This is a genomic window from Caulobacter sp. S45 (genome assembly GCF_009765965.1).
Lineage (GTDB): Bacteria > Pseudomonadota > Alphaproteobacteria > Caulobacterales > Caulobacteraceae > CAHJWH01.
The window spans coordinates 1,201,399-1,228,336 of record NZ_LMUL01000014.1 but is presented as its reverse complement, the minus strand read 5'-3'; the positions used below and the strand labels follow the sequence as shown (position 1 = coordinate 1,228,336).

Sequence of the window (26,938 nt, the reverse complement as noted above, 5' to 3'; positions counted from 1 at the left end):
ATGAAAGGTACGTGTCAGGAAGTACCGTCACACTTGTGTCAACGGGGGGAACTTCCCGGTCTTTTGGGCGGACTTCAGGCGAGGGGGACCAAATGATATTCCGGGGACACAAGACTTTATTGGCGGCTCTAGCGGCGACGACCGCGCTGACCGCGATGGGGAGCGGGGCGTGGGCGCAGGCGGCCGCGGCGTCGGAAGGCGCGCCTTCGGCGGGTCAGCCTTCGCCGACACCCGATCCTGCTGCGTCGCCCACGGCGGCGACGCCGCCCGCCAACGACGCGACGACCTCAAACGCCGCCGCCAAGGGGCCGGCGACGCTCAGCGAGATCGTCGTCACCGCCGACCGCAAGAACAGCTATAGCGCCGACTACGTGCAGGCCGGCAGCTTCCGCGGCGCCCGCGCCCTCGATACGCCTCTGACCATCAGCGTGGTGCCGCGCGAGGTCTTGGAGAGCCAGCAGGCCCAGAGTCTGCTCGACGCCCTGAAGAACACCGCCGGCGTGACCCAGGACCAGACCTCGACCGTGGTCTACAGCAACATCGCCATCCGCGGCATCAACGTGGACAACCGGGAAAACTATCGCCTGAACGGCAGCCTGCCGATCCTCAACCTCACCGACCTGCCGTTGGAGGATAAGGACCGGGTCGAGGCCCTGAAGGGCGCATCGGCCCTGTACTACGGCTTCACCACGCCTTCGGGCATCATCAATCTGGTGATGAAACGTCCGACAGCCCAGCCCTATCTGGAAGCCGACGCCTTCGGCAACGATCACGGCGAGGTCGGGGCCCACGTCGATATCGGCGGCACCTACGGCATGTTCGGCGCGCGGGTGAACGCGGTCTACGCCGACGTCGATTCCGGCCAGCAGTTCACCTACGGCCACCGTTCTCTTTTGTCGGGGGCATTCGACTTCAAGCCGACCAACCGGCTGACGATCAGTTTCGACGCCGAACATATGGAGAAGTCGGTCAACGAGCCGGGCGTCTATCGCTTCACCTCGATCCCGGCCTCCACCTTGAACAACCTGTATCCCAGCGTCAGCCTGCCGCAGCTGCAGGACCCGTCGAAGAATATCGGCCAGAACTGGGCCCTCAACCGCACCATGGAGAACAACGTCCTTGGTCACGTCGAGTACAAGCTATCCGACGCCTGGGTCGTGACCCTGGACGGCGGCGACTCCTATCTGACCCGCGACCGTCATTTCAACACCATCAATCCGATCAATCTCACGACGGGCGCCGGTCAGGCCACGATCAGCCTCCAGCATTCCTATCTGGAGAACAAGAACATCCGTGGCGAGATCGCCGGCACCTTCTATACGGGCCCGTTCCTGCACGAAATCCTGTTCGGCGCCGCCGACAACTACAAGACGCAGTTTGCCCCGACCTCCGATATCGCCGACTGTAAGGGCGGCGTCGCGCTGAACGCGACGGGGGGGCTGGCCTCGACGTCGCCTGCGAGCTGCGCGACGAACTTCTTCAATCCGACCCAGTTCCCAGCGACGCCATTCCCGAACCAAGTGCAGTCGTCGCCGGGCGGAGACACCACCTTCATCTCCGACATCGGCTACTATGTGTTCGATCGGATCTCCTACAACAAGTGGCTGACGGTTCTGGGCGGTATCCGTTACTCCGACTATACCGAGGGCGACGCCATCACCGGCGTGAACACCTTCCACGCGACGCCGACGGCCTATTCCTGGGGCGTGGTGTTGAAGCCGCAGCCCTGGGCCAGCATCTACGGCACCTATATCGAGGGGCTGGAGACCACGCCGCTGGCCCCCACCACGGCCGCCAACCCCGGCGCGCAACTTCCACCCACCACCAGCACCCAGTATGAGGGCGGCTTGAAGCTGGAGCCGATCCGGGGCCTGCTGTTCCAGGCGGCCTATTTCGACATCACCCGTGGCGCCAACTTCGTCAACGGCAGCAATGTCTACGTCCAGGACGGCACCTATGAGTATAGGGGTGAAGAGTTCAGCCTGACGGGCGAAATCAACCGAAACGTATCGATCTACGCCAGCGCCCTGCTGCTCGACGCCCGCCAGGTCACGGGATCTCCCACTCTGTTCACCTACAAGTCGGGTGGCGCGACCTTCACCAACACCTCGATCGCGCCGCCAGCAGGGGTCACGCCAACTTCCATCTCGCCGACCACGGTGGGCAAGGTGGTCGAGAACACGCCGCGGGTGACGTTCTCGGTGGCGGGCGAGTACCGTTTCGTCAACTGGGTCCCGGGCCTCTCGGTGAACGGCGCGGTCTACTATGTGGATCGTCGTGCGCTGAACGCCCTGAACCAGGCGTTCGCGCCGGGCTACACCACGGTGAACCTGGGCGCGGCCTACGTCACGCGCCTGTACGACCACCAGACCACCTTCCGCATCAACGCGGACAACGTGGGCAACCGGCGCTACTGGGACTCTACCGGCGGCTCGCTGTTGTCGCAGGCGCCTCCGGGCGACGTGCGGTTCCAGGTCTCCTCGAAGTTCTGACATAGTTCATCCCCGATCAGGACAAGGACAGCGAAGTCATGAAGCGTTCCATCCCGGTTGCTGTCGTCAGCGGCATCTTGACCGTGATGGGCGCCCGTGGCCTCGCCGCCCAATCCGTCCCATCAGGTGCGGGTTCACCTGCGTCTTCAGGCCATGAGCCGCCGCCGCGCGAGATCAAGGCGGTGGGCGAGTTGAAGCTCCACGACTTCGCCGCCAAGTGGATGATGCAGCAGGACGACCTGCCGGAGGTCGGCCACTACGCCGCCGCCAATGCGGGCCTGTCGCCGCCGTCGCCCTCCAGGCCGCGCGTGGTGTTGATGGGCGACTCCATCACCTACCACTGGACCGCCGAGGACCTGCCGACGCCCCCCTGGATGGAGGTGGTCAACCGTGGCGTCGTCGGCCAGAACACCTCCCAGATGCTGCTGCGCTTCGAGGACGACGTGGTCGCCCTGAAACCCGCGGCCGTGGTGATCCTGGGCGGGGCCAACGATCTTCGGGTCTATGTCGGCGATCCGGCGGCGGCCGAGGCCGGGGTGCTGGCGCGGATCGAACGCAACGTCGCCGCCATGGCTGATATCGCCAATGCGAACGGGGTGAAGGTGGTGATCTGCGCCATCACCCCCTTCGGCGCCGATCACAGGGGGCTGCAGCGCGACCCGGCGACCCTCCGCGCGGCCAACGCCTGGCTGAAGACGTTCGCGGCCTCGCGCCATTATCCGTTCGCCGACTACTACGGCGTGCTGGCGGACGCGTCGGGCGACATGCCCGCCAGCCTGTCCAAGGACGGGCTGCACCCCACCGCCGAAGGCCACCACCGGATGTGGTCCCAGCTCCAGGCGGCCCTGGAACAGCTGAAGCTGCGTTGAGCCGTCAAGGCGTGCCCGTATGATCCCTTGCGCAGACCTGAGCCATGCCGGATCGACCTACCGCATCGTCGACCTGCCGGCGCTCGCGGGCGACGGCTTGGCGCGTCTGCCCTGGGTGCATCGGATCGTGCTGGAGAACCTGCTGCGGTGCTCGAGCGAGGATCCGGCGATGCGGGCGGTGGCGGCCGACTGGCTGGCGCGCGGCTCGAGCCAGGCGGAGATCGCGTTCCACCCCGGCCGCATCCTGATGCACGACACCACCTGCGGCCCGGCCCTGGTGGACATCGCCGCCTGCCGCTCGGCCGTGGCGGAAGCGGGGGGCGATCCTGCGCGGCTGAACCCGGGGTTGCCGATCGATATCTCCACCGACCATTCCCTGGCGGTGGACGCCTACGCCACGCCCGATGCGACCGCGCGCAACATGGCCCGCGAGATGGGCCGCAACGCCGAGCGCTACGCCTTCATGAAGTGGGCGACCAAGGCCCTGTCCAACCTCACCGTATATCCGCCGGGCGCCGGCATCATGCACACCATCAACCTGGAGCGGCTGGCCACGGTGGCCACGACCGAGGTGCGGGGCGGGGTCGCCTGGGCCTGTCCCGACACCCTGATCGGCACCGACAGCCACACCCCGATGATCAACGGCCTGGGCGTGCTGGGCTGGGGCGTGGGCGGCCTTGAGGCCGAAAGCGTCATGTTCGCCATGCCGGTGATGATGCGCGCGCCGAGCGTGGTCGGTGTGCGGTTGACCGGGCGGCTGGGGGAGGGGGCGCTGGCCACCGACCTGGCGTTGGCCGCGACCCACTTGTTGCGCGGCGTCGAACTGTCGGGACGGTTCGTGGAATTCTTCGGTCCCGGCGTCTCGACCCTGTCGGTGGGCGAGCGGGCGGTGGTGGCCAACATGGCGCCCGAGTACGGGGCCTCGTCCGGCTATTTCCCGATCGACGGGCGGTGCCTGGACTACCTCGCCGCCACCGGCCGGTCGGCCGGGCACGCAGCCTTCGTGGAGGCCTATGCGCGCCGCGCCGGGCTCTGGTTCGACCCGCAGGCCGAGCCTCGGTACGACCACGTCTTGCATCTCGACCTGGATACGGTCTGCGCGACCCTGGCCGGTCCGCGCCGGCCGCAGGACCCGGTGGCGCTGGACGGCATACGCGCGGCGCTGGGCCTGGACGCCAAGCCTGCAGCCACGGCGCCAGGGGCGGTCCCTCAGGGCGCCGTGGTGATCGCGGCGATCACCAGTTGCACCAACACCTCCGATCCCCGCCTGGTGGTGGCGGCAGGTCTGTTGGCGCGCAAGGCTCGGCGCCTGGGCCTGACGCCCAAGCCCTGGGTCAAGACCTCGCTCGCTCCCGGCTCGCCCACAGCCGAGCGCTATCTGCGCCGCGCGGGCCTGTTGGAAGACCTGGAGGCGGTGGGGTTCGGTATCGTCGGCTACGGCTGCACCACCTGCATCGGCAATTCGGGGCCGTTGGGGGCGCTGGCCCAAGCCGCGATCGAGGCGGGAGCTGTCGCACCCGTGGCGGTGCTCTCGGGCAACCGCAACTTCCCCGGCCGGGTGCATCCCCAGCTCGACCTGGCCTTCCTGGCTTCGCCGCCGCTGGTGGTGGCCTGCGCCCTGGCCGGCGATCTCGACCGCGACCTGGCGCGCGATCCGCTCGCCCACACCTCCAGCGGCGCGGCGGTCCATCTAGCCGACCTGTGGCCCTCGGGGGCGGAGATCGACGCCGCGCTGGCGCTTGCGCTGGACCCCGGCGATGTGGACGCCGCCTATGGCGCGGCGGAAGCCAGCGCCGCCTGGGCGCAACTCCAGGCGCCGGACACGGCGCTCTATCCCTGGGACCAGGCCTCGACCTACCTGCGCCGGCCGCCGTTCGCGAGCCTGTCCGAGCGCAGCCGGCTCGGCCGCTACACCGCCCATCCGATCCTGGTGGTCGGCGACGACATCACCACCGACCACATCTCGCCCGCCGGCGCGATCCCCCGCGCCAGCGCGGCGGCGGACTATCTGGTTGCGCGCGGGGAGGCGGCCGACGACCTGAACGTATTCGCCTCGCGGCGAGGCAATTGGGAGGTGATGCTGCGCGGCCTGTTCACCAATCGCAGCGTCAGGAACCTACTGGACCCAGCCATCCCTGCCGGCTCGACCGTGCACGCGCCCACCGGCGATATCCTGCCGCTCTGGCGCGCGGCGGCCCGCTACCGGGGGAACGGGGAGCCGGTGGTGCTGGTGGCCGGCGAGCGTTACGGCATGGGCTCGTCGCGCGACTGGGCCGCCAAGGGCGTGGCCCTATTGGGCGTGCGGGCGGTGCTGGCGTCGAGTTTCGAGCGCATCCACCGCTCCAACCTAGTCAACATGGGAGTGCTGCCCCTGCGCCTGCCGACCGGGATCACGCCGGCTACGCTGGGCCTGCGAGCCGGCGACCGGCTGGAGGTCCACGCCGAGCAGGTGGGCATGCATGGCCAGGCGCCGATCGCCATCCACCGTCGCGAGGGCGGCGTGGAGCGTTTCGTCGCCCAGATCGCGGTCGAGACTTCGCTGGAGCTGGAGACCCTGGGCATGGGGGGGATACTGCCGATGATCCTGCAGCGCGTGTTATCCGACCGGGAATCGCATCAGCGCGGCTGAGCGGCCGGCCGCCATTTCCGAAGCAACCGCGCTCGGCTTTGCTGGTCCATGTCGACCAGCATTCCGGGACCTACCCGGATCGTCCTCACCCGTCCCGGGTCGACGGCGAACTGGTGGGTCGTGGCCCTTACGTCGGTTCGCACGGGCGTCATCTCATGGCGACTGAGGATGGTCTGCCCCTCCTGCGATAGCAGGAAGTCCAGGAAAAGCTTTGCCGCGTTTGGATGTTTCGCGGATTTGGAGATGATCGCGACAGGCAGCGCCGACAGAAGATAATCGGAGGGGAGGATGACGCCTACGGCCGCGTCATGAGCCTCGCGCTCCATCGCCGAGGAGCCGACTATATTGTAGCCGATCAGGACTTCACCTTTGGCTATGGCGTCCAGCATATCGTAGGAATTCGCATATAGGCGGACGTGAGCGCCTGCCATCTGATGTACGAGGTCCCAGGTTTCGGGCGTAGCCCGCACATCGTGGGATAGCACCAGCAGCCCGATTTCGCTCGAATTGGGGTCGTAGGTCGCGATCCTCCCATCGTAGATCTTCGGCTTCTCCTTCAATAGGCGGGCGAGCTCGAAATGGTTTTTCGGCACGTCCGACAGGGGGACCTCCCGGCGATTGTAGGCGATGACGAAGGGTTCGACGGAGGGGGCGTATCCCTGATCGTTCCAGACCGCCCAGCCGGGGATTCTGGTCTTTTCGGGTGACGAATAAGCCTGGGCGTATCCGTCGTTGATCAACTTGGCTTGGAGATCGACCGCCGTCGTCCAGATGACGTCGGCGCTCGGCTGATGTTTGGAGGTTTCATGGAGGAAAAGGTCTGTCAGCGCCGATGATCGTCCGTTGGTGTATTTGACGATCACGTGGGGGTAGAGCTTGTTGAAGGCGGTTATCAAGTCGCCGGCGACGTTCTGATGCAGGGTGGTGTAGAAGGTCAGTCTCGCCTCTTTGTCGGCGGCGGCGATGATCCTGTCGTAGGCTGCGGGATATCCGACGGGGCGCGAAAAGCCGAAGGTGGGGAACGCCCACACGAGCGCCAGACTCAAGGCGGCGCCGGTAAGGTGTAGGCTCGCCCCCAGTCGCGTCGGCCACATGCCCGATCTCCTTGCGCCCTATGAGGCGGAGCCTAGGCTCGTTTCATGCCTGGGGCTGCTTTTCGCCAGGCCCACGGTGGCGAGATGGCGATGCATCAGCGCCGAGGCCTCTTCACGACGGTCTTCCAGCAGCAGGTCGATGATCGCGATGTGTTCGCGACAACGCTCCAGCGCATCGTCCCTGTTCAGCTTCTGGCGGTGCTCCATCAGGCGCCGCAGGCGGTTCAGCCGGATCAGGGCGTCGATGAAGAAGCGGTTGCCGCTGCATTCGATGATGGTCTCGTGCAGGCCGCTGTTCAACTCGAACACCCGCGCATCCGAGGCGGTGTGGATCTCGCCCCGGATCAAGGCGAGTTGCTGACGGCGCCTCTGCTCCAGGGCGGGCGCGTTGAGCACGAAGCCCGGTTCCAGGATGGCTGCGGGTTCGATCGTCAGGCGGAAGCGATAGCTGTCGCGGTAGCCGGTCATCGAGGTGAGCGTCGGCAGGAAGGCCCAGCCATGCCCGGGCATGCGCTCCATCCAGCCCTCGGCGCTCGCCCGGCGCAGCAGGACCGTCAGCTGCGCGCGCGTGGCGCCGTAGCGGCGGAGCAACTCGGTCTCGGTGATCCGATCCGGCAACCGTTCGCCCAGGCGATCCTCGATCAGTCTCGCATAGAGCGCGTCGTCCTGCGGCGGGGCGTCGGTCTGGGGTGGGGGAGGCTCGCCCCCGGCGACCACGAAGCCGCGTCCATCGGTCGGCCGAACCAGCCCCCTGCTCTCCAGCAGGTGCAAGGCCCCCTTCACCGGCGTACGCGACACCCGCAGCCGTTCGGCCAGGCCCCGCTCGGTCAGGCGGGCGCCTTCGCCCAAGTCCTCGTTGCGGATGAGGTCGAGGATCTGATCGGCGAGCCGGCGGGTCAGGGCCGTGGGCTGAATCTGCATCTGCGCGCTCATGACCCTCCCTGCTTGGCACGAACGATCAGCCAGTCAAGCCATTTTGGAACTTTTTGGATGTGAAATACCACACATGGTATATTTTTCTTGTTAAATGCCAATATTGCCATCATACGAGGCGCCGCGAGATGGAGGTGACCGGCAAATGCAAATCCTCGTGCTGCCCGGAGATGGCGTCGGCCCGGAGATCACCGAGGCGACCTTGCAAGTGCTCGCCCACGCGGACCGCGTGCTGGGCCTGGGCCTGGCGTTCGAACAGCAGGAGATCGGGCTGGCCAGTCTGAAGGCCGTTGGAACCACCTTGCCGCCGGCGGTGATGGCGCGAATCCCCCAGGTCGACGGCGTCATCCTGGGGCCCGTCTCGCACTACGAATACCCGTCGCGCGTCGAAGGCGGGATCAACCCTTCGGCCGAGCTTCGGACCTGTTTCGAGCTCTACGCCAATATCCGCCCGTGCCGGTCGCGACCGGACCTGACCGTCCTGCGCAAGCCGATGGACCTGGTGATCGTGCGCGAGAACACCGAGGGCTTCTATTCCGACCGGAACATGTTCGCGGGCTCCGGCGAGTTCATGCCGACGCCCGACATGGCGTTCTCGATCCGCAAGGTGAGCGCGCTCGGCTCCGCGCGGGTGGCGGGCGCCGCCTTCGAACTGGCGCGCGGTCGTCGCCGCAAAGTCACCGCCGTGCACAAGGCCAACGTGCTCAAGCTCTCGGACGGCCTGTTCCTGCGCGAAGTGCGTCGCGTCGCCGAGGCGTATCCCGATGTGATCCTGGACGAGATCATCGTCGACGCCGCCGCCGCCCTGCTGATCCGCACGCCCGACCGGTTCGACGTGATCGTCACCACCAACATGTTCGGCGACATCCTGTCCGACGAGGCGTCCGAGCTGACGGGCAGCCTGGGTCTGGGCGGGTCGATCAACGCCGGCGATACGGTGTGCGTGGCCCAGGCGCAGCACGGTTCGGCGCCCGACATCGCCGGCCAGGGTCTGGCCAACCCGACATCGCTCATCCTCTCGGCGGCCATGCTGCTGGACTGGCGAGGGAGACGCGACGGGAACGAGGCGCTTTACGGCGCCGCCCACCGCATCGAGGCGGCCGTGGAGCGGGTGCTCGACACGCCGTCCGCACGCACCCGCGACATCGGCGGCTCTTCCGGGACGAAGGCCTTCGCCCAGGCGGTGTGCGACGCCTTGGAGGCCGGGTGATGGGGCGTCCGCAATTCCACTCGATCAATCCGGCCACCGGCGCGGAGTGGGCCCGCTTCGACGGCCATTCGGCGGCTGAGGTCGAACGGGCGCTGGCCCAGGCCGCGACCAGCCAGGCGGCGTGGCGGGGCAGGTCCATCGGCGAGCGTACGCCGTTGCTCAGGCGTATCGCCGAAGTCCTGCGCGCGGAAAGCCAGCGGTGGGCCAGATTGATCAGCGACGAGATGGGCAAGCCACTTAGCGAAGCCGTCGGCGAGATCGAGAAATGCGCCTGGACCTGTGACTTCTATGCGGACGCGGCGCCGGCGTGGCTGGCCGACCAGACGGTGGCTTCCAACGCCACCCACAGCGCCGTGGTGTTCGACCCGCTCGGCGTAGTGCTGGCCGTGATGCCGTGGAATTACCCGTTCTGGCAATTCTTCCGCTTCGCCGCGCCCGCGCTGGCGGCCGGAAACGGCGTCGTGCTGAAGCATGCCGCCAATGTCCCGCAATGCGCCCTAGCCATCGGGGACATATTGGCGAAGGCGGGTTGTCCCGATGGCTTGGTCCAGGTCCTGCTGATCGAGCCGGCCCAGGTCGCCGGACTGATCGCCGACCCACGGATCGCGGCGGTCACCCTGACGGGCTCCACCGAGGTTGGCGCCATCGTCGCGGGCCAGGCGGGAAGCGCGCTCAAGAAGCAGGTGCTCGAACTGGGCGGGTCCGATCCGTTCATCGTCCTGGCCGACGCCGATGTCGAGCGGGCCGCCGAGGTCGCCGTCGCCGCCCGGTTCGTCAACAACGGCCAGTCCTGCGTCAACGCCAAGCGCTTCATCGTCGTGGACGCTGTCGCCGAGCGGTTCGTCGCCGCCTTCGTGCGCGGGGTTGCGGCGTTGAAGGTCGGCGACCCCCTGGCGGTCGACACCCGGATTGGCCCGATGGCGCGCGCGAACCTGAGGGAGCACCTTCACGACCAGGTCGTACGTACGCTGGCGGCGGGCGCGGAGCTAAGGTTGGGCGGCGCGCCGATCGACGGTCCGGGTTTCTTCTACCCGCCAACGGTGCTCGATCACGTGACGCCTGCCATGGCCGCGTTCAGGGAGGAGACGTTCGGTCCAGTCGCGGCCATCGTCCGCACGCCCGACACCGACGCCGCCATCGCCCTGGCCAACGATACCGAATTCGGTCTGGCGGCGGCGTTGTGGACCGCGGATGTCGAGGGTGGCCGTGCGCTGGCCCGTCGGATCGACGCGGGCGCGGTGTTCATCAACGGCATGGCCGCCTCGGACGCGCGCCTTCCCTTCGGGGGGATCAAGCGTTCCGGCTACGGGCGCGAGCTTGGCGAGTACGGCCTGCGCGAGTTCGTCAATGTGAAGACCGTGTGGGTGGGTCCCGCCCAGGCGGCCGCTCCGTCCATTTCGAAAGTCGATGCATGACCGACCTCGTCCGCCCCGCCATTCTTCGTCCCTCCGAACTGCCCAGTCGTGAGCGCGGCGGCGGGGCGAGGACGATCCCCTTGGTCAACGCTCGCCTGGGCTCGCGCAAGACGCTGAGCGGGATCACCGAGTTCGATCCCGGCGCCGCCATCGCCCTGCACATCCACAACTGCGAGGAGACGGTGATGGTGCTGGAGGGAAGCGCGGTCGCCGAGATCGAAGGCGTCGAGCATGCCCTGGCCGCGACCGATACGACCTGGATCCCGGCGGAGACGCCGCACAGGTTCCGCAACGCCTCGGACACCGCACGGATGCGGATCTACTGGACCTATGCCTCGATCGACGCCACGCGGACGGTCATCGCCACCGGCGTGACCACCCGCATCGACGAGGAGCACGGCGTCGCCCCCTGAACATACTTCTCAGCGGGCGGTCTGGCCGCCGTCGATGACCATGACCGTGCCGGTGATGTAGCTGGACGCGGGCGAGGCCAGCAGCAGGGCCAGGCCCTGGATTTCGCTGGGATCGGCGAGGCGCTGCTGGGGCACCAGTTCGGCGAACGACTTGGCGACCTCCGGTTCGCGGTGCAGGCGGCCGCCGGCGATGTTGGTCAGGAAGGGGCCGGGCGCGATGGCGTTCACGCAGATCTTGTAGGGCGCCAGGTCCATGGCCGCATGGCGCACCACATTGATGATGCCAGCCTTGGTGGCGATATAGCCGTAGCCGACATTGCCCTCAGAGCGCAGCCCGGCGATCGAGGCGGTGACGATGATGCGCCCGCTGCCCTGCTTCTTCATATGGACGGCGGCGGTCTGCATGGTGACGAAGATGCTGGTCAGGTTGATGTGGAGCACCTTCTCCCACATCTCAGACGGATAGACTTCCAGCCGCCACTCGGGGAAATGGAAGCCCGGCCCGGAGGTGATGCCGGCGTTGGCGAACACCGAGTCCAGCTTGCCGTGACGCGCCGCCACCTCGTTGATCACCGCGCGCAGGCGATCCAGGTCGCCGATATCGAGCTGTATGCCTTCCACCGAGCAGCCGCGCTCCGCCAGACGCGCGACGTGGATGTCCAGGTTGGCCTGGTCGATGTCGGTCATCACCACGTGGGCGCCGTTGTCGGCCATGGCCTCGGACATGGACAGGCCCAGGCCGCTCGCCGCCCCGGTGATGAAGGCCACCTGGCCCCTCACATCGAAGATCGCTTCCGCCTTCATGGCATCCTCCGGGTTCGCGACCGCTGCGGCCGTCTCTATTCCAAGCGGAGGCCGCGAGGGTGATCCCCCGCGGCCCTCCATATCGTCTTGGCCTCAGTGCGGCTGGGGCAGGCCGAACAGCACGTCGAAGCGGATCACGGCGCGCATGCCCACCGACCAGGCGTGGGTGTCCTTCGGGTCCGGCACCGTCTCGCCGAGCTGGTCCGGGTTCTGGACGTACTGGACGAAGGGGAAGATGTTCAGGCCAGGCGCCACGGCGACGCCATAGTTCACCTCGAAATCCGACTCGTCGCTCATCTTGTAGTCCGCGATCCCGTGAGCCTTGGCCAGGAGTTCGCGATCCTCCCGCTGCCGGTTGTCGATCACCTTATAGGAAAGCAAGACATTGAACGTGTCGGCGGCGCGTTGGGAGAATGGGCCGGTCAGAATGAAGCCGGCCATGTACTGTTGCTGATCGTCCTGCAATCCTGTCACGTCCCAGTCGCCGCTGAAGAACAGCGAAAGGCCGCGATTGCTTTTCGGATTGTCGGTGAAGCGCCAGACGGTCTGTTGCAGGCCGGTGAATATGCCGAAGGTTCCTTGGTCGAGGAACGGCGCGCCGGGATGGGTGGGAGCGGCCAACAGCTTGGAGTTCAGGAACTTGTCCGGGAACTTGCCGCTGTCGTAGTAGCCGCCGATGTGGAAGTTGGTCGGATACATGGAATCGACCGGCGACGTGACGTAGCCGAGTTGCACCGGGAAAAAGGCGCCAGACGCCTCGTTGAAGCCCCAGTCCCGACCGGGCCAGCCGAGGTGGGTCTCGCTGGTGGCTTCCAGCGGCTGGTTCTCGTAGACGCCGCCTTTGAAATACCAGTGATCCGCCGGGTGGATAGTGATGAACCCACCCCATGAGCCGACTTCATAAGGCGCCTTGTTGGAGTTCAGCGCGAACCCGTTGGAGTTGCCACAGGAAACGCTGAAGAAGTTACAGTACCACTGGGCCTGGTGAATGCCGGGCGAGAGATAGGGCGTGGCGGTATAGCCGGCTTCCATGCGGCCCAACGTGATCTGCAGGGCGTGATTGAAGAAGCTCTGGCTGTAGTAGAGGTTCACCAGGCGGACCTGATCGCCGAAGCCATAGGGCGTGAAGGTCTGCGAGCCGGTCATGTTCTCGCCAGCCAGCGTGCTGCCCAGCTGATGGCTGAAGGTGAAGTCGATCAGGCCGCCGTTGAGGCCGAAGGCCTTGCCGGTGTCGACGTCGGTGCCCCAGTAGCCCAGGTTGAAGATGCCGCTGCCGCCCTTGTGGCCGCCATCGACGACGCTGAGGTCCGACAGCTGGGTGGCGCCGTGCAGGTAGACGCCATGGCTGGCCAGCGACTGGCCCACGGGCGCGCCAAAGGTGGCGAGGTTGAAGAAGTAGCCGGGGTTTTCGCCGGCGACCTGGAAGGCCTGGCTGGTGGGGGTCGGCGTCTCGCCAGTGACGCGGACGTCGCTGAAGCCGCCTTCGGGCGTGGTCTTCTGGCTGGGCGTGGTCGCGTAGGGCGCTGTGGAGGCGGGGGCCTTGGACTTGTCGCCCTTAACGACGACGGGCGGCATCGCCTTGGACGGCATCGGCTGGGCCGCTTCCGGCGGCTGTGCCTCGGTCGGAGCGGTCTGCGCCAACGAAACGGCGGGCGCCGCCACCAAGGCGAGCAGGCTCATGGAAGCCGAGGCGAGAAGCCAGCGGGCCCTGAGGCGCGGACGATCGGATGCTGAGATGGACATGTAGTTCCCCCGTTTTATAATTATGAAGGCGATTTAAGCATCTTCATTTGTTGTCGTCAGGTTAATTCTGTCGCCGGGGCGACGCCCGCCATGGGTCGAGATCGGATCGAATAATTCACAACCACTTGATTAGCAGTCTTTTTTTCCGGATTCGGCCCGGCTGCTGAGCGGTGAATGGGACGATTCGACGCTTAAGATGTCGGCGGCCAGTCTCCCAGCCGCCGACTGTCTTCAGAGCGCTTCGCCCAGCATCAGGCCGCCGAGAGGCATCGACGCATCGGTATTGCTGGAGATCAGCGTCCCATTATCCGCCGCCAACACCTGCTTGCGATAGAGCGGCGTGATCACCGCGGCGACGACGACGCCGATCCCCAACGGGATGGTGGCGATCATGAACAGTTGCTGTGTCGGCAGGTGTTTGCTGATCAGGAAACCACCGGCCAGCGGCCCGATGGTGGCGCCGACCCGCGCCGCTGCGAAACAGAAGCCGACGCCGCGTCCGCGCACCGGCGGCGGAAACAGCGGCCCTTCCGCCGCGATCAGGCCGAACTGTAGTCCGTAGAGGCAGAAGCCGGCGATCACCACGATGGCCATCAGCATCGGCAGGGCCATGCCGGGTACGCCGATTGCGAACAGAGCGGCGACGCCGCAGAGGAACAGGATCGGCACCGGCAGGAAGCCCAGCCGATCGATCGGCGTCATGATGGCCAGGCCCCCGGCCACGCCGCCGAAGATGAACAGGCTGGTGGCGATCGCCGCGCCGCCCGGGCCGGCCGCAGAATGGATCAGCAGGGTCGGCAGCCAGGAGTTGGTGAAATAGAAGGTCATCAGCGACAGGAAGTTGGCGGCCCAGATCAGCGGGGTCAGCAGCTTAAGCCGGCCGGCGAACAGGGCCGAGGTGGGCATCGGCTTGACCGTGTGAGGACGCTTCGCCACGAAGGCGGTCTCAGGGCCGATCTCCACCGTGGGAGCGAAGCGGCGCAGGATCTTGACCAGCCGCTCCCGCGCCTTCGGCCGGAGCACCAAGTAGTGGATCGATTCCGGCAGCAGGAAGGCCAGGGCCAGGGCCAGGGCGATGGGGCTGAGGCCCGCAACCCAGAACAGTATCTTCCAGGTATAGATCGGCATGAACTTGGCCGCGACCAGTCCGGTCAGCGCCCCGCCGACCGGCGAACCGGTGAACATGATCGACACGACCCTGGCGCGGAACCGGCGCGGCGCGAACTCGGAGATATAGGCCACCGTGGTCGGCATCACCCCCGCCACTCCGATGCCGGCGATGAACCGGAGCACGATCATCTGCTGGAAGCTGGTGGCGATCACCGAGGCCAGGGTGAACAGGCCGAAGAAGACGCTACCCCACAGCATCACCCGCTTGCGACCGAACTTGTCGGCCAGGAAACCGAAGACCGGGGTGCCGATCAGGCCGGCGAACAGGGCGGCGCTGAACAGGGCGCCGAGCGCCGTCGGGGAAATGTGGAACGACTTGATCAGTCCTGGAGCTGCGAAGGCCGCAACCGTGATGTCGAACCCGTCGATCATCACCACCAGGAAGCACATGAAGATGATGCCGACGTGGAAAGCGCCGATCCGCTTCTCGTCGATCAGACGTTCTACGTCGACCACTTGGGAAGACATGTTATTTCCCTATCTCCCTATGACTTCACCCCGCACCGCAGGTCGCGCCGTTCGGCGTCTTTTTATTCTGTATTCTGTGCTGGCGAAGGTTGGGCCGCCGCTTACACGCATCGAAGTATGGAGGCTTCCAGATGCGCCCACGACCGTCTGTCCTCTAAGCGCGTGGACACACGCAATGCCGCACCCTGTGGGCGGGCGCGCTTCAGCCCGCCAGCAGGCCCGCGACGGCGGCGGGGGTCTCGACATGGAGGTTGTGGCCGCCAGGGAGTTGCGCCGCGGCCGGGTCGAAGGCGCGCATCTCATCCAGGCCGACCATGGGGTCCTCGGTCCCGCACACCAGATGTATCTCCGCTCCGGAGGCCTTGGCGGCGGCGATCAGGGCTGGGGTCTCTGGGCCGACCACGCGCACGGTCTCCGGGTCGCAGGCCAGCCGCCAGCGGCCGTCCTCGTCCTGTACGATCCCGTGTTCGACCACCAGCGCCTCGGGGCGCGCCGCCTTGCTCATGCCAGTGACCAGCAGGAAGCGTTCGGCGGCGGCTTCGCGCGTGTCGAACCAGCGGACGGGGTAGGGACGTCCCATCTTGGCCGTCTCCTCCGCCGTCCAACCCATCTTCATGCCGATGGTGACGAGCCTCTCCACGGTGATCCCGAACCAGCCCGAGGCCAGGATCAGGCCGACGGCCCCGCCCATGGAGTGGCCGAGGATGCGCACCCGCGCGCCGGGCGTCAGCAGCGCCGCCACGTCGGTGGCGTGGCGACCCAGGCTGTAGTTGGTCTCACGCGGCGAGCGGCCGTGGCCCGCGAAGTCCGGGACCACCACACGCAGACCTTCAGGCAAGGCGGCGCGCACGCCGTCCCAGGCCGCCCCGTTCACACCCAGGCCGTGCAATAGCAGCACGATCGGCGCGTCGTCGGGGCCTTGCTGCTCGGCGTAGAGCACTGCTCAGAGGCCCTTGAAGTCGGGTTTGCGCTTTTCCAGGAAGGCGTTCATGCCCTCCTTGTTGTCCTTGGTCTGGATCAGGATCGACTGGCCCAGGCGCTCCAGGATGCGGCCGGTCTCGGTGTCGACGTTCTGGCAGCTGTTGATGATGTGCTTGGCCACGCCCATGGCTTGGGGCGCGCGGGTGGTCAGCATGCGGGCGAAGGCCAGGGCCTCTTCCCACAGCGTCTCCGGCGGATGGACCCGGGTCACCAGGCCGATGCGCTGGGCCTCTTCCGCCTTCACCGGCAGGGCGGCCATGACCATCTCCTTCAGCCGGCCGATGCCGATCAGTTGGATCATGCGCGAGCAGGCGCCGGACGCCGGCAGCACGCCGAGCTGGTTCTCCGGCAGCAGGAAGCTGGCGTTGGTCGAAGCGATACGGAAGTCGGCCGCGATCGCCATCTCCACCCCGCCGCCGGCGGCGATGCCGTTGACCACCGCCACGATGGGCTTTTCGAGGTTCTCCATGTCGTCGAACATCTCGTGGTTGGCGCGGACATAGGCGCGGTACTGCGGCGTGGTCAGGTTGTTCTCGTAGTCGAGCCCGGAGATGTCGCGCCCGGCGCAAAAGGCGCGGCCCGCGCCCGTCACCATCAGCACCTTGATGCGTTCGTCGAAATTGGCGCGCCAGACCACGGTGCGCATCTCGCGGATCATGCGCTCGTCGAAGGCGTTGAGCTTCTCCGGCCGGTTCAGGGTGATGAGGGCGATGCCGTCCTCGACCATCTCGAAGGTGATGGCGCGCAGATCGTCGACCAGGTCCAGGAAGCCCTGAGGCTTGCCGTTCTCGTCGATCTCGACGGTCTGGGCGGGTTTGTCGGTCATGGGGCTGGGTTCCGTCAGGGTGCGGGCGGCTCAGGCCGCGCCGTTGATCATCTCGTAGCGGCCGTCGGTGGTGCGCTTCAGCTTGCCGGCGGCCATCAGGCCGTCGAACTGGCGCACGATCTCGCGCCCGTCGCGCGAGCCCAGGCCGGTCATCAGCTCCACGAAGCGCAGCGGGCCCTTGGACAACAGGCTTTCCAGGGTCTGCGGTTCGGCAGGTGCTGCGCCCAACACCGGGGTGGTGGGGATGGTGAACTCGAAGCTACCGCGCTGGGCGAAGGGGATGGTGCAGTCGAAGCCGGCCTTGGCCCCGGTGCGGCTGCCCGCCAGCGACGGGTCCAGCGGCACGGCGCGGAAGCCCGAGGCGGCGACGATGTCCTTGTCCGCCTGGAAGCGGGTGGCCAGCGCCCAGTCGATCTGTTCGTTGGAATTGACGTCGATGTCCTCGTCGACCACGAACACGTGCTTGACGTCGCCGATGGAGCAGAACACCGCCGCGATCGCGTTGCGCGCCTCGCCGGGATAGCGTTGCTTGATCGAGACGCGCACGTTGTACATGCCGCCCGAAGACGCGGTGGCGTGGACCGCCACCGGCTCGCGCACCGCCAGCCGCAACACGTCCCAGATCGCCGCCTCGGTCTTGGCCGAGCCGAGGTTGGAGGTGTCGGTGCGGCCGAGGTTCTTGCCGCCGATGGTCACGGTCTGGAACAGGGCGTCGTGGCGCTTGGTGATCGCGGTCAGGTGGAACAGCGGGTTGCGCTTGACCGAGCCGTAGTAGCCGATGAACTCGCCATAGGGACCTTCGGGCTCGACCAGGCCGCGCGGGTCGAGATAGCCTTCAAGCACCATCTCGGCGTCGGCCGGCACCCAGACGTCCTGGGTCACGCACTTGACGATGGGGACGGCCTGGCCGCGGATGGCCCCGATCACGTCGAACTCGTTCATCGGCACGGTGACCGCGACCGCCGCCAGGAAGTCGCTGGTGTGGCTGCCGACGGTGAAGGCGACGGGCATGTTCTCGCCCTTGGCCATGGCCTTCTGGTAGATGGCGCGCAGGTCGCTCGGCGCATTGATGTCGATGCCGGCGGTGGTCATGCCTGTCAGCATCATCCGGCGGCAACCCAGGTTGGTCCACCCGCTATCGGGGTCCACCGCATAGTCGATGCTGGACGAGATGTAGGGCGCGCCGTCCAGCTGGTGCTGCAGGTTGACGGGCAGGCTGGTCAGGTCGGCGTCGGCGCCGGTCAGCACCACCTGCTGCACCGGGGCCTGTTGGCGGGTGACCTCGATCGGCGCGATCGGCTTGGCCAGGCGGTCGCGCAGCACCTTGGGGAAGGTGAGGGGCGTGGCCTCCAGCGACATCGCCAGCCGCGAGCGCGAGCCCATGACATTGCCCACCAGCTCGGCGCGTTCAGGTCCCACGGCGGTGAACCAGACCGCCTCCTCGGTGGTGTCGAGCACCTCGGCCACGTCGCACAGGTCGATGGGGGCGTCGTGGACCAAGCATTCGCCCTGCTGGACCATCCGCTCGACCAGGGTGCGAAGGCGGAACTTCTCGACGTCGACGGTCATGCAACGGCTTCCTTCAGATAGGCTGCGCGGACCAGGGCCTTGGCGATCTTGCCGGGTCCGCTCTTGGGCAGGGGCTCGGCGACCAGGCCGATGGTCTTGGGAATCTTGTAGCCGGCGATCAGGGTCCGGCAGTGCTCGATCAGTGTAGGGCCGTCGATGGCGGCGCCGTCCACCGGCAGCACCACCGCGCGGACCTCTTCGCCCCAGCGCTCGCTGGGCACGCCGAACACGGCGGCCTCGGCGACGGCGGGGTGCAGCAACAGGGCGTTCTCGACCTCGGCGGGATAGACGTTCTCGCCGCCGGTGATGATCATGTCCTTCTTGCGTCCGACGATGGTGAAGTGGCCCTGGTCGTCGTAGACGCCCAGGTCGCCGGTCCGATACCAGCCGTCGTGCATCGCCTTGGCCGTAGCTGCTTCGTCGCGCCAGTAGCCGGCCATGACGTGTGCGCCGCTGACGGCCAGCTCGCCGATCACCCCGGCCGGCTGGGCGTTCCCGTCGTCGTCGATCACCTTCAGGTTCACGTGCAGGACTGGCTGGCCCACCGAGTTCTGGCGGGTCGGATTGTCCGGGTCCACGTCGTGGGGATATTGCTGGCAGACGAGGCCGGCCGCCTCGGTGATGCCGTAGGCCTGCACCAGATGGCAGCGCAGCGCGGTCTTGGTGCGGTCGTACACCGCGCGTGGCATCGGCGAGCCGCCATAGCTGATCAGGTCTAGCGACCCCACATCGTGGCGCGCGGTGTTGGGGTGCTTGGCGATCATGTCCAGCAGGGTCGGGGGCAGGCTGGCCTTGGTGATCCCCTCGCGCGCCACCGTCTCGGCGAAGGTCGCCGGCTCGAAATGCGCCGTGACGTGCAGGCCGCCGACCATCGACACCGCCCAGATCGCGAAGGCGTCCACCAGGTGGAACATCGGCGCGGAATGGAACCAGACGTCCTGGGCGTTCAGGTTCAGCGCGATGATGGAGTCCAGCGAGCTGGCGATCAGGTTGCGCTGGGTCAGGCAGGCGCCCTTGGGCTCGCCCGTGGTGCCCGAGGTGAAGAAGATCTGTGCGACATCGTCCAGCCCGCTGGGGACGGCCTGTTCAAGCACGATGTCGGCGCCGATCAGCTGTTCGTAGGCGGATTCGGAGCCCGGCGGTCGATCGTCGTCCCAGGTGATCGCTTCGACCCCCTTGGGCGAATAGGGCAGGGCCTGGAACAGCAATCGCGCCTCGACGCGCGCCAGGATGCTGTCGATCTCGGCCGAGGCGAGGCGGATGTTTAGCGGGACCAAGATTATCCCGGCCTGGGCGCAGGCGAGCGCCACCTCGATATAGCGGAAGCTGTTGCGCGCGAGGATCGCCACCCGGTCGCCAGGCCTCAGACCATTAGCCTGAAGGGCGCCGGCGAGGCGCACGACGCGTCCGGCCAGTTCGCCATAGTCCATCCGCGCGACGTTGTCGCGAATGGCGGGCGTCTTGCGATAGTGCAGGGTGGCGCGCTCCAGGATGCGCGCGAGGCCGTCCATCGATCGAAATCTCCCTGTCGGCGGAGCGTAGTCCGCCTGGGGAAGTCGGGTAAGCACTCGTCGCCTTCCGGCGCCGTCGCCCATGCACCGCTTCTTTTCAGCCATCACCTCTAGCCAGGGGGTCCGGAGCCGGATGTCCCTGAAAATGAGGGACATGAAATAACCAGGTCTTTGGACCAAGCATATTGATCAAATTGAATTTGACAAAAAATTCAAATCCGACCTGAATATTAAAGGTGCATCGGATTGGTGAATTAATTTCAAAATTTATCTCTGAATAAGTTCACGGTTTCGATCTGAGTGGAAGTGGCGTGCCGCAAATTCACTTAGATCGCGTTATGCGTGTGCACAATGACTTGTGATCTGCATATCCTGTTCACGCTCAGAAAATGCAAAGCAAATCCATCGGGATGTGAAGCGGATCGGTGATCCGGCCTAGCTGTCGGGTGGGCGGATACTGCGGTCACACACAGTTGCGACCATCCGTCATTGAGCGGTTCTTGCCATGCCGTTGGAAAGGGCGTTAGCTCACACTCACCTAAGCCCGACCTCGCAACAGAACGAGGCGGTGCGGTGGAGGAAGAGTGAGAATGCCCGAACTGACCCCCGCCACCCAATTCGCCTACTGGAGCCACAACCCGGCCGGTATGGCCAGCGTGATCGACGCGCTGGGGGAAGACGATTTCCCGGACGCGTTCGGGCGCACCCTGTCCTCGGTGGTGCCGGCCAAGCTGTTCTCGGTGTTCCGGCTCGATGACCAGCAGCGCATGCGCTACATGTTCGCCGGCGGTCATCTGGACGAGGACGACAACGACGAAGCCTTCGCCCGCAGCGCGTCCGCGCGCTACGCGGACAGCTATTGGAAGCTGGATCCGGCGCTCCGATCCATTCTCGACGACGGCGACTGGAACACCACTGTCCGTACCCAGGCGTGGGACGCCATACCGCCTTCGGAGTACCGGGCCTTCTGTTACGAGCGCGTCCATGTGCGCGAGCGGCTGCTGATCTGCCGCCGCTTCGGGGCGGAGACCATCATGGTCGGGCTCTACCGCACCAGCGACGAGGCGCCGTTCGAACCGGACTGCTTCGACCGCTTGCAGGGCGCGGCCGAGATGCTGACCAGCATATCCTGGAAGCATTCCAAGGTGATGGCCAACACCCACAGCCGCAACCTCCTGCCCGGCGACGGGGACGTGTCGCGCCAGCTGGCGGCCACCAACGGCCAGCTCAGCTCGCGCGAGGTCGAGGTCTGCACCGGCCTGCTGCTCGGGCGGTCGACAAAGGAGATCGCGCGCACCGTGGGTGTGATGCCGTCCAGCATCGTCACCTTCCGCAAGCGCGCCTTCCTGAAGTTGAAGATCGCCACCCGCCAGGACCTGGTGCGACTGTACGAGCGTTCGCTGGACGCCTGAGCGGTATCTGGGCTTAAGCCCAGGCGCGGCGGTACAGCGCGACCATCTCGTCCACCGACGGGACCAACGGGTTGTTGCCGGGCGACCCGGAGGCCAGGGCCTGCTCGGCCATCAGCGGCAGCAGGGCTTCCCAACGCGCCGGGTCGATGCCGTGGGCCTTGGGGCTCGGCACTTCCAGGTCGCGGTTCAACTGGTCCAGCTCGTCCACCAGCCGCGCGACCGCGGACTGGTCGCCTTCGCCATCGCGGGCGACGCCCATGGTCCGGGCGCATTCGGCGTAGCGTTGCAGGGCGGCGGGCGCGGAATAGGCGGTCACCACCGGCAGCAGCATGGCGTTGGACAGGCCGTGCGGCACGTGGAAATGCGCGCCGATCGGGCGGCTCATGCCATGGACCAGCGCCACCGAACTGTTGGAGAAGGCCAGGCCCGCTAGCGTGGCGCCCAGCATCATCGCCTCGCGCGCCGGCCGGTCGTGGCCGTCGCTGCACACCCGGCGCAGGTTGGGCGCGATCGCCCGCATCGCCTGCAGCGCCAGGCCGTCGGAGAACGGGTTGGCGCGACGCGAGACATAGGCCTCGATGGCGTGGGTCAGGGCGTCGATCCCGGTGTCGGCGGTCAGCCGGCGGGGCTTGGTCAGGGTCAGCTCGTAGTCGACCAGGGCGGCGAAGGGCAGGTAGGCCAACCCCGCGCACAGCATCTTCTCGTCGTTGGCGTCGTTGGCGTCGTTGGCGTCGTTGGCGTCGTCGGTGATGACGGTGAAACGCGTCGCCTCGGAGCCGGTGCCGGCGGTGGTGGGGATGGCGATGATCGGCAGGCCCGGCGTGTCCTGGAGGTGCGGCGTCTTGTAGTCGCGCATCCGGCCGCCGTGGGCCGCCAGCACCGCGATCGCCTTGGCGGTGTCCATGGGGCTGCCGCCGCCGAAACCGACCACGCAGTCGTGCTGGCCTTCCTTGAGCGCAGCCAGGGCGGCGTCCACGCAGGCCAGAGTCGGTTCGGGAACGGTGTCGGCGAAGACGCTGAACACCACGCCGCGTGCGTCAAGGCCTTCGGTCAGCGCCTGGACGCGGCCGCTGTCCTGCAGGAAGCGGTCGGTGACGATGAACGGGCGACGAAGGCCCAGGCTCTCCAACGTCTCGGCCAGCAGAGCCGACGCGCCCGCGCCGATCCGCAGCACCCTGGGCAAGGCGATAGAAGCCGCCATCGTCGTCCTTCCGAGATCGCGCTCCGCAGGTGGTGGAAGCGCTGGGGCCGAGTATACGTCTCAGCCGGCGGGGGCGAGCGCGCGTTCGGCCTTGGCGCGGGTCCAGTCGGCCAGCTCGGTATGAGCGACCCGGGCGGCGTGCTCGATGAAGCCGGGCTCCTCGGTGCGGGTGGTGATCTCCAGCCGCAGCCCATTGGGATCGAAGAAGTAGATCGACTGGATGAACTCGTGGTCCACCAGGCCGCGCACCTCCACGCCCGCCGCTTCCAGCTTCTGCTTGAACCCCAGCACGGTGTCGATGTCGTCCACCTCCATCGCGAAGTGCTGGACCCAGTCGGGGGTGTTGGGCGACGGCTTGGGCATTTCGCCGGTGCCCAGGTCGAAGAAGGCGACATAGGACCCGTCGCCCATCTCGAAGAAGATGTGGGCGTAGGGGATCGACTCCCCCGAACTCGGCACCGCGTCGGGCATCATGCAATGCACCAGCGGAAGACCGAGGATGTCTTCATAGAAGACCCGTGTTTCCTCTGCGTCCCGGCAGGGAAAAGCGAAGTGATACAGGCCGTTGATCTTTTGAAGTTTCGCCACGGTGCGTGAACTCTACGAAGCCTCGCCAGCGTCCAGAATAGGATTTTTCGCGACCGCTACCGTCCCCCTTGAGTGGGGACGCGCGCTTATTGCGCGGGCCGCCGAGCCTGGGTCGCGAGGATCGCGGCGATCAGTTCGGGGTGGGTTTGGGGAACGTCGTGGGCGGCGTCGACGGCCTCGACGCTCCAGCCCGGCGTGGTCTCAAGCCGGGCGGCGATGCGATGGAACACCGGTCTCGGGTTCTGCAGGCAGCGCACGAAGTGGCGATGCGGCCAGGTCTGGGTGGTGCGCGTGGAGGTCCAGGGCCGGTTGAAGGTCGCGAGCGGCTGGGGCGTGTAGGGCCGCTCCGGGTCGGCGATCTCGGCGAGGTGGTAGGGCAGCGTGCGGCCGCCGTCGTGGGCCTCGGCGGCGAGGCGCTGGTTCTCCGCGCCCTGAGGCCCGACCACGTCCCACAGCGACTGGCCGGGTTCGGGCAGGAAGGCGTCGAGATAGACCATCGCCCCGATACGCTCGATCTCGCGATCCGCCGCGCCGGTGACCACCATGCCGCCGTAGGAGTGGCCGACCAGCAGCACGTCCTTCAGCCGCTCGTAGCGCATCAGCGCCGCGACGTCCTCGATATGGGTGCCGAGGTCGACCACCTCGGCCGGGATGTGGTGGCGCGCGCCGACGCCGGAGAGCGTGGGGGTGTAGACCTCGAACCCATCCTTGCGCAGGCGCCGGGCCACGTCGCGCCAGACCCAGCCGCCGCCCCATGCGCCGTGGATCAGGACGATCGTGTCCATGCTCAGGCGGCCCGCCGCAGGGCCGAGGACTTACGGGCGAACTCCACCGTCTGGGCGGCGACCAGCTTGAGCTGGGCGGCCGCGCTGTCGTCCACACAGCGCCCTTCCTCGTCGAACAGGGGCAGGGCGGCGTTGATGGTCACGCCGAGCGGGGTCGGCCAGGCGCGCAGGGCGTGGGCGATGGTGCGCAGCGTCACCAGGGTGGTGCCGCAGGCCTGCCAGCCATAGGCGGTGACGATGCAGCCGAAGGCGCGGTTGTCCAGATAGACCGGCGTGGTCTTGGACAGCGCCTCCAGGGTGTCGAGCGCGTTCTTGATCAGGCCCGAGATGCTGCCGTGATAGCCCGGCGAGCCGACGATGATCCCATCGCAGCGCGAGACCGCGTCGATCAGCGCGTGCTGTTCGGGCGTGTGCACCGTGGTGCCCGCGCCGTAATGCGGCAGGGCGCACAGGAACGGGCCGTCGAACAGTTGGGTCGTCGCCCCCAGCGCCTCGGCGGCGTCCAGGGACAGTCTCACCGCCCGCTCCGTCGAGGACCCCGGCCGCGTACTGCCGCCGAGGCCCACGATGAAGGGCGCGTCTTCGCTCTTGCTCATCCCGTGGTCCTACGCCACGGGCGCGAGGTTGTCCTGCTTGGTCTTCTGCTTGGTTTCCTTGCGTGCCCGCAGCGGCTCCATCACCTGTTCGGCGAAGCGATGCATGTTGGCCTTGGTCATCTCGGCCGGCATGGTGCCGAACTGCAGGTTGGCCAGGAAGTGGCCGAAGCGGATGTTGTCGTGATGCTCGGCGAGCTTCTCGCGCACCGTGTCGGCGCTACCGCAGATGATGATGCCGTCCTTGATCGCCTCTTCCAGCGTCGGCGTATGGCTGACATTGCCACGGCCCATCAACCGCATCAGCGAGTTGACCGAGGTGTAGCCGGGCGGCAGCAGCATCGGCATCGGCATCTTGGCGAAGATGGTGCGGAAGGCGTCGAAGTGGGGACGCGCCTCCTTGATCGCCTGCTCGTCGGTCTCGCCGACATAGACCGGCACCGACCAGCCGAGCTGGCTGTCGTCGGCTTCGTAGCCGTAGGTTTCGGCCTGCTGGCGATAGGCGTCGAGGAACTTCTTCACCTGCACCGCAGGGCTGAAGGTCTGCAGGTAGGTGTACTTGTGGTCCGGGTGGGAGGCGAACTCGATGGTTTCCTGCGAGCCCTGCGACGGTATCCAGATCGGCGGATGCGGCTTCTGGTAGGGCGTCGGCCAGATATTCACATACTTGAAGTCGTAGTGCTTGCTCTCGTAGTGGAACGGGCCGGGCTGGGTCCAGGCCTTGATGATCAGGTCGTGGGCCTCGTGGAACCGCTCGTGCGACTTGGCCGGGTTGGTCCCGAAGGCGTGGTATTCCGCCCCGATGCCGCGCACCATGCCGGTGATCAGGCGCCCTTTGGAGATGGTGTCGATCATCGCGTGCTCTTCGGCGAGCGTCAGCGGGTGATCGCGCAGGGGGATGGCGCTGCCCAGGATGGCGATCTTGCAGTTCTTGGTCTCGCGGGCCAGGATCGAGGCGATCACGATCGGCGAGGGCATCATGCCGTAGGCGGTCTGGTGGTGCTCGTTCACGCACACGCCGTCGAAACCCAGCTGGTCGGCGCGGACCAGGTCGTCGATGTATTCCTGGTAGAGGCGCGCGCCTTCCTTGGGATCGTACAGGCTGTTGGGCAGCGTCACCCAGGCCGAGTCGTACTTGAGCCGTTCCGCCTGATCGATGGCGGCGTAGGGCATCAGGGTCATGAAATAGTATTTCATCACGCGGCTTGCTCCATGATGAAGGATTGAACGGCCTGGCTGAACGCCTGGGGTTCGTCCAGGTGCAGCAGATGCCCGGTCTTGGGCACCACGGAGAACTTGGCGCCCTTGACCAGCGCGGTGATCCCTTCGCCGTAGGGTCGCGGCATGACCACGTCGTCGTCGGCCCAGATCACGTGGGTCGGCACGTCGATGCGATGCAGCCACTTGTCCAGGTTGGGATCGTACATGCGCGGCTCCCAGGCCAGCAGGGCCAGGGTCTCGTTGTTGCGCAGCATAGCCTTGAGTTGGTCGGGCGAGGGCTCGTGGGCGGCGAAGGCCTTGGCGACCTCGGGATTGCGGAACATGTGGCGCACGAAGTCGTCGCGGGTCCACAGGAAGATGTCTTCCTTCTTGATCCCCTTGAGCCGCAGGCCGGCCGCGCCCGCCACCGTCAGCGAGGCGATGTCGGAGGTGTCGCGCACCGCCATCTCCAGCGCGATCCAGCCACCGAGCGACTGGCCGACCACGTGCACGCCGCCGAGGTCCAGCCCCTTGAGGTAGTCCAGGTAGAAGTAGGCCATGTCGTGGATGTTATCGAGCCAATCGGGGCGTTCCTTGACGCCGAAGCCCGGATGCTCGGGCACGATCACGCGGAAGGACTTGGCGAGCTCGATCAGGAACGCCGCGGGCTGCTCGCCGGCGAACATGTTGGCCGCGCCGCCGGCGCCGTGCAGGAACAGCAGCGGCGGACCCGCGCCGAGTTCCCAGGTGGTCAACGCATAGCCCTTGTGGGTCTCTTCCTTGACCGTGACTTGACTGGTGCTCACGTCGTCTCCCGCTATGTTCCGGATCTTGGCGGCCAGAAACTCGAAAGCTCTGGCCGATCCTTGGCGTTGCGGCCGCCGTGCAGGTCGAGATCGGCACAGGCGACCATTGTCAGGAAACCTATGCGCATAGGTTGGCCGCCTCTGTCCTCCACAGGCGGGGACAGTCCCCAAGCGAGGAGGACAGCACCGCTTTCCGCCGTCGGCCTAAGGTTGGCGACAACGAGAT

At 66.7% G+C, this 26,938-nt stretch carries 22 protein-coding genes; 7 read left to right on the top strand and 15 right to left on the bottom strand.

What is annotated here, in order from left to right:
* Positions 1-92 precede the first annotated feature (92 nt).
* The 3 genes from GSQ87_RS12620 to acnA are packed head-to-tail and all read left to right on the top strand — an operon-like array spanning position 93 to position 5,990.
* On the top strand, positions 93-2,492 hold the full coding sequence (locus GSQ87_RS12620; RefSeq protein WP_158915779.1) for a TonB-dependent siderophore receptor: 2,400 nt from the start codon (positions 93-95) through the stop codon (positions 2,490-2,492).
* Between the two features lie 38 nt (positions 2,493-2,530).
* Entirely contained in the window at positions 2,531-3,361 is an 831-nt protein-coding gene (locus GSQ87_RS12615; RefSeq protein ID WP_158915778.1) for a GDSL-type esterase/lipase family protein, read from the top strand.
* 19 nt (positions 3,362-3,380) lie between these two features.
* Positions 3,381-5,990 (top strand): aconitate hydratase AcnA, encoded by a 2,610-nt coding sequence (gene acnA, locus GSQ87_RS12610; protein ID WP_158915777.1) that lies wholly within the window; start codon positions 3,381-3,383, stop codon positions 5,988-5,990.
* Here acnA and GSQ87_RS12605 read toward each other — a convergent pair.
* Together GSQ87_RS12605 and GSQ87_RS12600 are read right to left on the bottom strand one after the other, a co-directional pair.
* Positions 5,978-6,886, bottom strand: coding sequence for an ABC transporter substrate-binding protein (locus tag GSQ87_RS12605; protein WP_158915776.1), 909 nt, complete (start codon positions 6,884-6,886; stop codon positions 5,978-5,980). The genes acnA and GSQ87_RS12605 overlap by 13 nt on opposite strands.
* 216 nt (positions 6,887-7,102) lie before the next feature.
* Positions 7,103-8,017, bottom strand: a complete 915-nt coding sequence (locus tag GSQ87_RS12600; RefSeq protein ID WP_158915775.1) for a GntR family transcriptional regulator — start codon at positions 8,015-8,017, stop codon at positions 7,103-7,105.
* A gap of 145 nt (positions 8,018-8,162) precedes the next feature.
* On the opposite strand from GSQ87_RS12600, the gene GSQ87_RS12595 reads away from it, so the two are divergent.
* The 3 genes from GSQ87_RS12595 to GSQ87_RS12585 are packed head-to-tail and all read left to right on the top strand — an operon-like array spanning position 8,163 to position 11,055.
* Positions 8,163-9,227, top strand: a complete 1,065-nt coding sequence (locus GSQ87_RS12595) for an isocitrate/isopropylmalate dehydrogenase family protein (RefSeq protein ID WP_158915774.1) — start codon at positions 8,163-8,165, stop codon at positions 9,225-9,227.
* Positions 9,227-10,642, top strand: coding sequence for an NAD-dependent succinate-semialdehyde dehydrogenase (locus GSQ87_RS12590; RefSeq protein WP_158915773.1), 1,416 nt, complete (start codon positions 9,227-9,229; stop codon positions 10,640-10,642). Before GSQ87_RS12595 ends, GSQ87_RS12590 begins: the two co-directional genes overlap by 1 nt.
* On the top strand, positions 10,639-11,055 hold the full coding sequence (locus GSQ87_RS12585) for a cupin domain-containing protein (protein WP_158915772.1): 417 nt from the start codon (positions 10,639-10,641) through the stop codon (positions 11,053-11,055). The genes GSQ87_RS12590 and GSQ87_RS12585 overlap by 4 nt, the downstream gene beginning before the upstream one ends.
* Positions 11,056-11,064: 9 nt before the next feature.
* Here GSQ87_RS12585 and GSQ87_RS12580 read toward each other — a convergent pair whose 3' ends face one another.
* The 7 genes from GSQ87_RS12580 to GSQ87_RS12550 form a co-directional block, all read right to left on the bottom strand.
* Positions 11,065-11,859, bottom strand: a complete 795-nt coding sequence (locus GSQ87_RS12580; RefSeq protein ID WP_158915771.1) for an SDR family NAD(P)-dependent oxidoreductase — start codon at positions 11,857-11,859, stop codon at positions 11,065-11,067.
* Between the two features lie 93 nt (positions 11,860-11,952).
* Complete coding sequence (locus GSQ87_RS12575) at positions 11,953-13,602, bottom strand: carbohydrate porin (RefSeq protein WP_158915770.1); 1,650 nt, start codon at positions 13,600-13,602, stop codon at positions 11,953-11,955.
* Positions 13,603-13,833: 231 nt separating this feature from the next.
* Positions 13,834-15,240 carry an MFS transporter gene (locus GSQ87_RS12570; protein WP_158915769.1) on the bottom strand — a complete coding sequence of 469 codons (1,407 nt, stop codon included), beginning with the start codon at positions 15,238-15,240 and terminating at the stop codon, positions 13,834-13,836.
* A 202-nt stretch (positions 15,241-15,442) separates the two neighbouring features.
* Positions 15,443-16,180: an alpha/beta fold hydrolase gene (locus tag GSQ87_RS12565; protein WP_158915768.1), complete on the bottom strand. Its 738-nt coding sequence runs from the start codon at positions 16,178-16,180 to the stop codon at positions 15,443-15,445.
* 3 nt (positions 16,181-16,183) lie between these two features.
* Positions 16,184-17,047, bottom strand: a complete 864-nt coding sequence (locus GSQ87_RS12560; RefSeq protein WP_158915767.1) for an enoyl-CoA hydratase/isomerase family protein — start codon at positions 17,045-17,047, stop codon at positions 16,184-16,186.
* 30 nt (positions 17,048-17,077) lie between these two features.
* The gene (locus GSQ87_RS12555; RefSeq protein WP_158915766.1) at positions 17,078-18,616 is read right to left on the bottom strand and encodes a UbiD family decarboxylase; all 1,539 of its coding nucleotides are present in this window, start codon (positions 18,614-18,616) and stop codon (positions 17,078-17,080) included.
* The gene (locus tag GSQ87_RS12550) at positions 18,613-20,127 is read right to left on the bottom strand and encodes a class I adenylate-forming enzyme family protein (RefSeq protein ID WP_158915765.1); all 1,515 of its coding nucleotides are present in this window, start codon (positions 20,125-20,127) and stop codon (positions 18,613-18,615) included. Before GSQ87_RS12550 ends, GSQ87_RS12555 begins: the two co-directional genes overlap by 4 nt.
* A gap of 590 nt (positions 20,128-20,717) precedes the next feature.
* Between GSQ87_RS12550 and GSQ87_RS12545 the strand changes: the two genes are divergently transcribed.
* Positions 20,718-21,539, top strand: coding sequence for a helix-turn-helix transcriptional regulator (locus GSQ87_RS12545; protein ID WP_158915764.1), 822 nt, complete (start codon positions 20,718-20,720; stop codon positions 21,537-21,539).
* Between the two features lie 13 nt (positions 21,540-21,552).
* On the opposite strand, the gene GSQ87_RS12540 is transcribed toward GSQ87_RS12545, so the two are convergent.
* The 6 genes from GSQ87_RS12540 to GSQ87_RS12515 all read right to left on the bottom strand — a co-directional run bounded on the left by GSQ87_RS12540 (position 21,553) and on the right by GSQ87_RS12515 (position 26,712).
* Complete coding sequence (locus GSQ87_RS12540; protein ID WP_158915763.1) at positions 21,553-22,740, bottom strand: iron-containing alcohol dehydrogenase; 1,188 nt, start codon at positions 22,738-22,740, stop codon at positions 21,553-21,555.
* 60 nt (positions 22,741-22,800) lie between these two features.
* Entirely contained in the window at positions 22,801-23,328 is a 528-nt protein-coding gene (locus GSQ87_RS12535) for a VOC family protein (RefSeq protein ID WP_158915762.1), read from the bottom strand.
* Between the two features lie 86 nt (positions 23,329-23,414).
* Entirely contained in the window at positions 23,415-24,113 is a 699-nt protein-coding gene (locus GSQ87_RS12530) for an alpha/beta fold hydrolase (protein ID WP_158915761.1), read from the bottom strand.
* 2 nt (positions 24,114-24,115) lie between these two features.
* Positions 24,116-24,709 (bottom strand): NADPH-dependent FMN reductase, encoded by a 594-nt coding sequence (locus GSQ87_RS12525; protein WP_158915760.1) that lies wholly within the window; start codon positions 24,707-24,709, stop codon positions 24,116-24,118.
* 9 nt (positions 24,710-24,718) lie between these two features.
* Positions 24,719-25,903 (bottom strand): LLM class flavin-dependent oxidoreductase, encoded by a 1,185-nt coding sequence (locus GSQ87_RS12520; protein WP_158915759.1) that lies wholly within the window; start codon positions 25,901-25,903, stop codon positions 24,719-24,721.
* Positions 25,903-26,712 (bottom strand): alpha/beta fold hydrolase, encoded by an 810-nt coding sequence (locus tag GSQ87_RS12515; protein WP_158915758.1) that lies wholly within the window; start codon positions 26,710-26,712, stop codon positions 25,903-25,905. Before GSQ87_RS12515 ends, GSQ87_RS12520 begins: the two co-directional genes overlap by 1 nt.
* Positions 26,713-26,938: the final 226 nt, after the last annotated feature.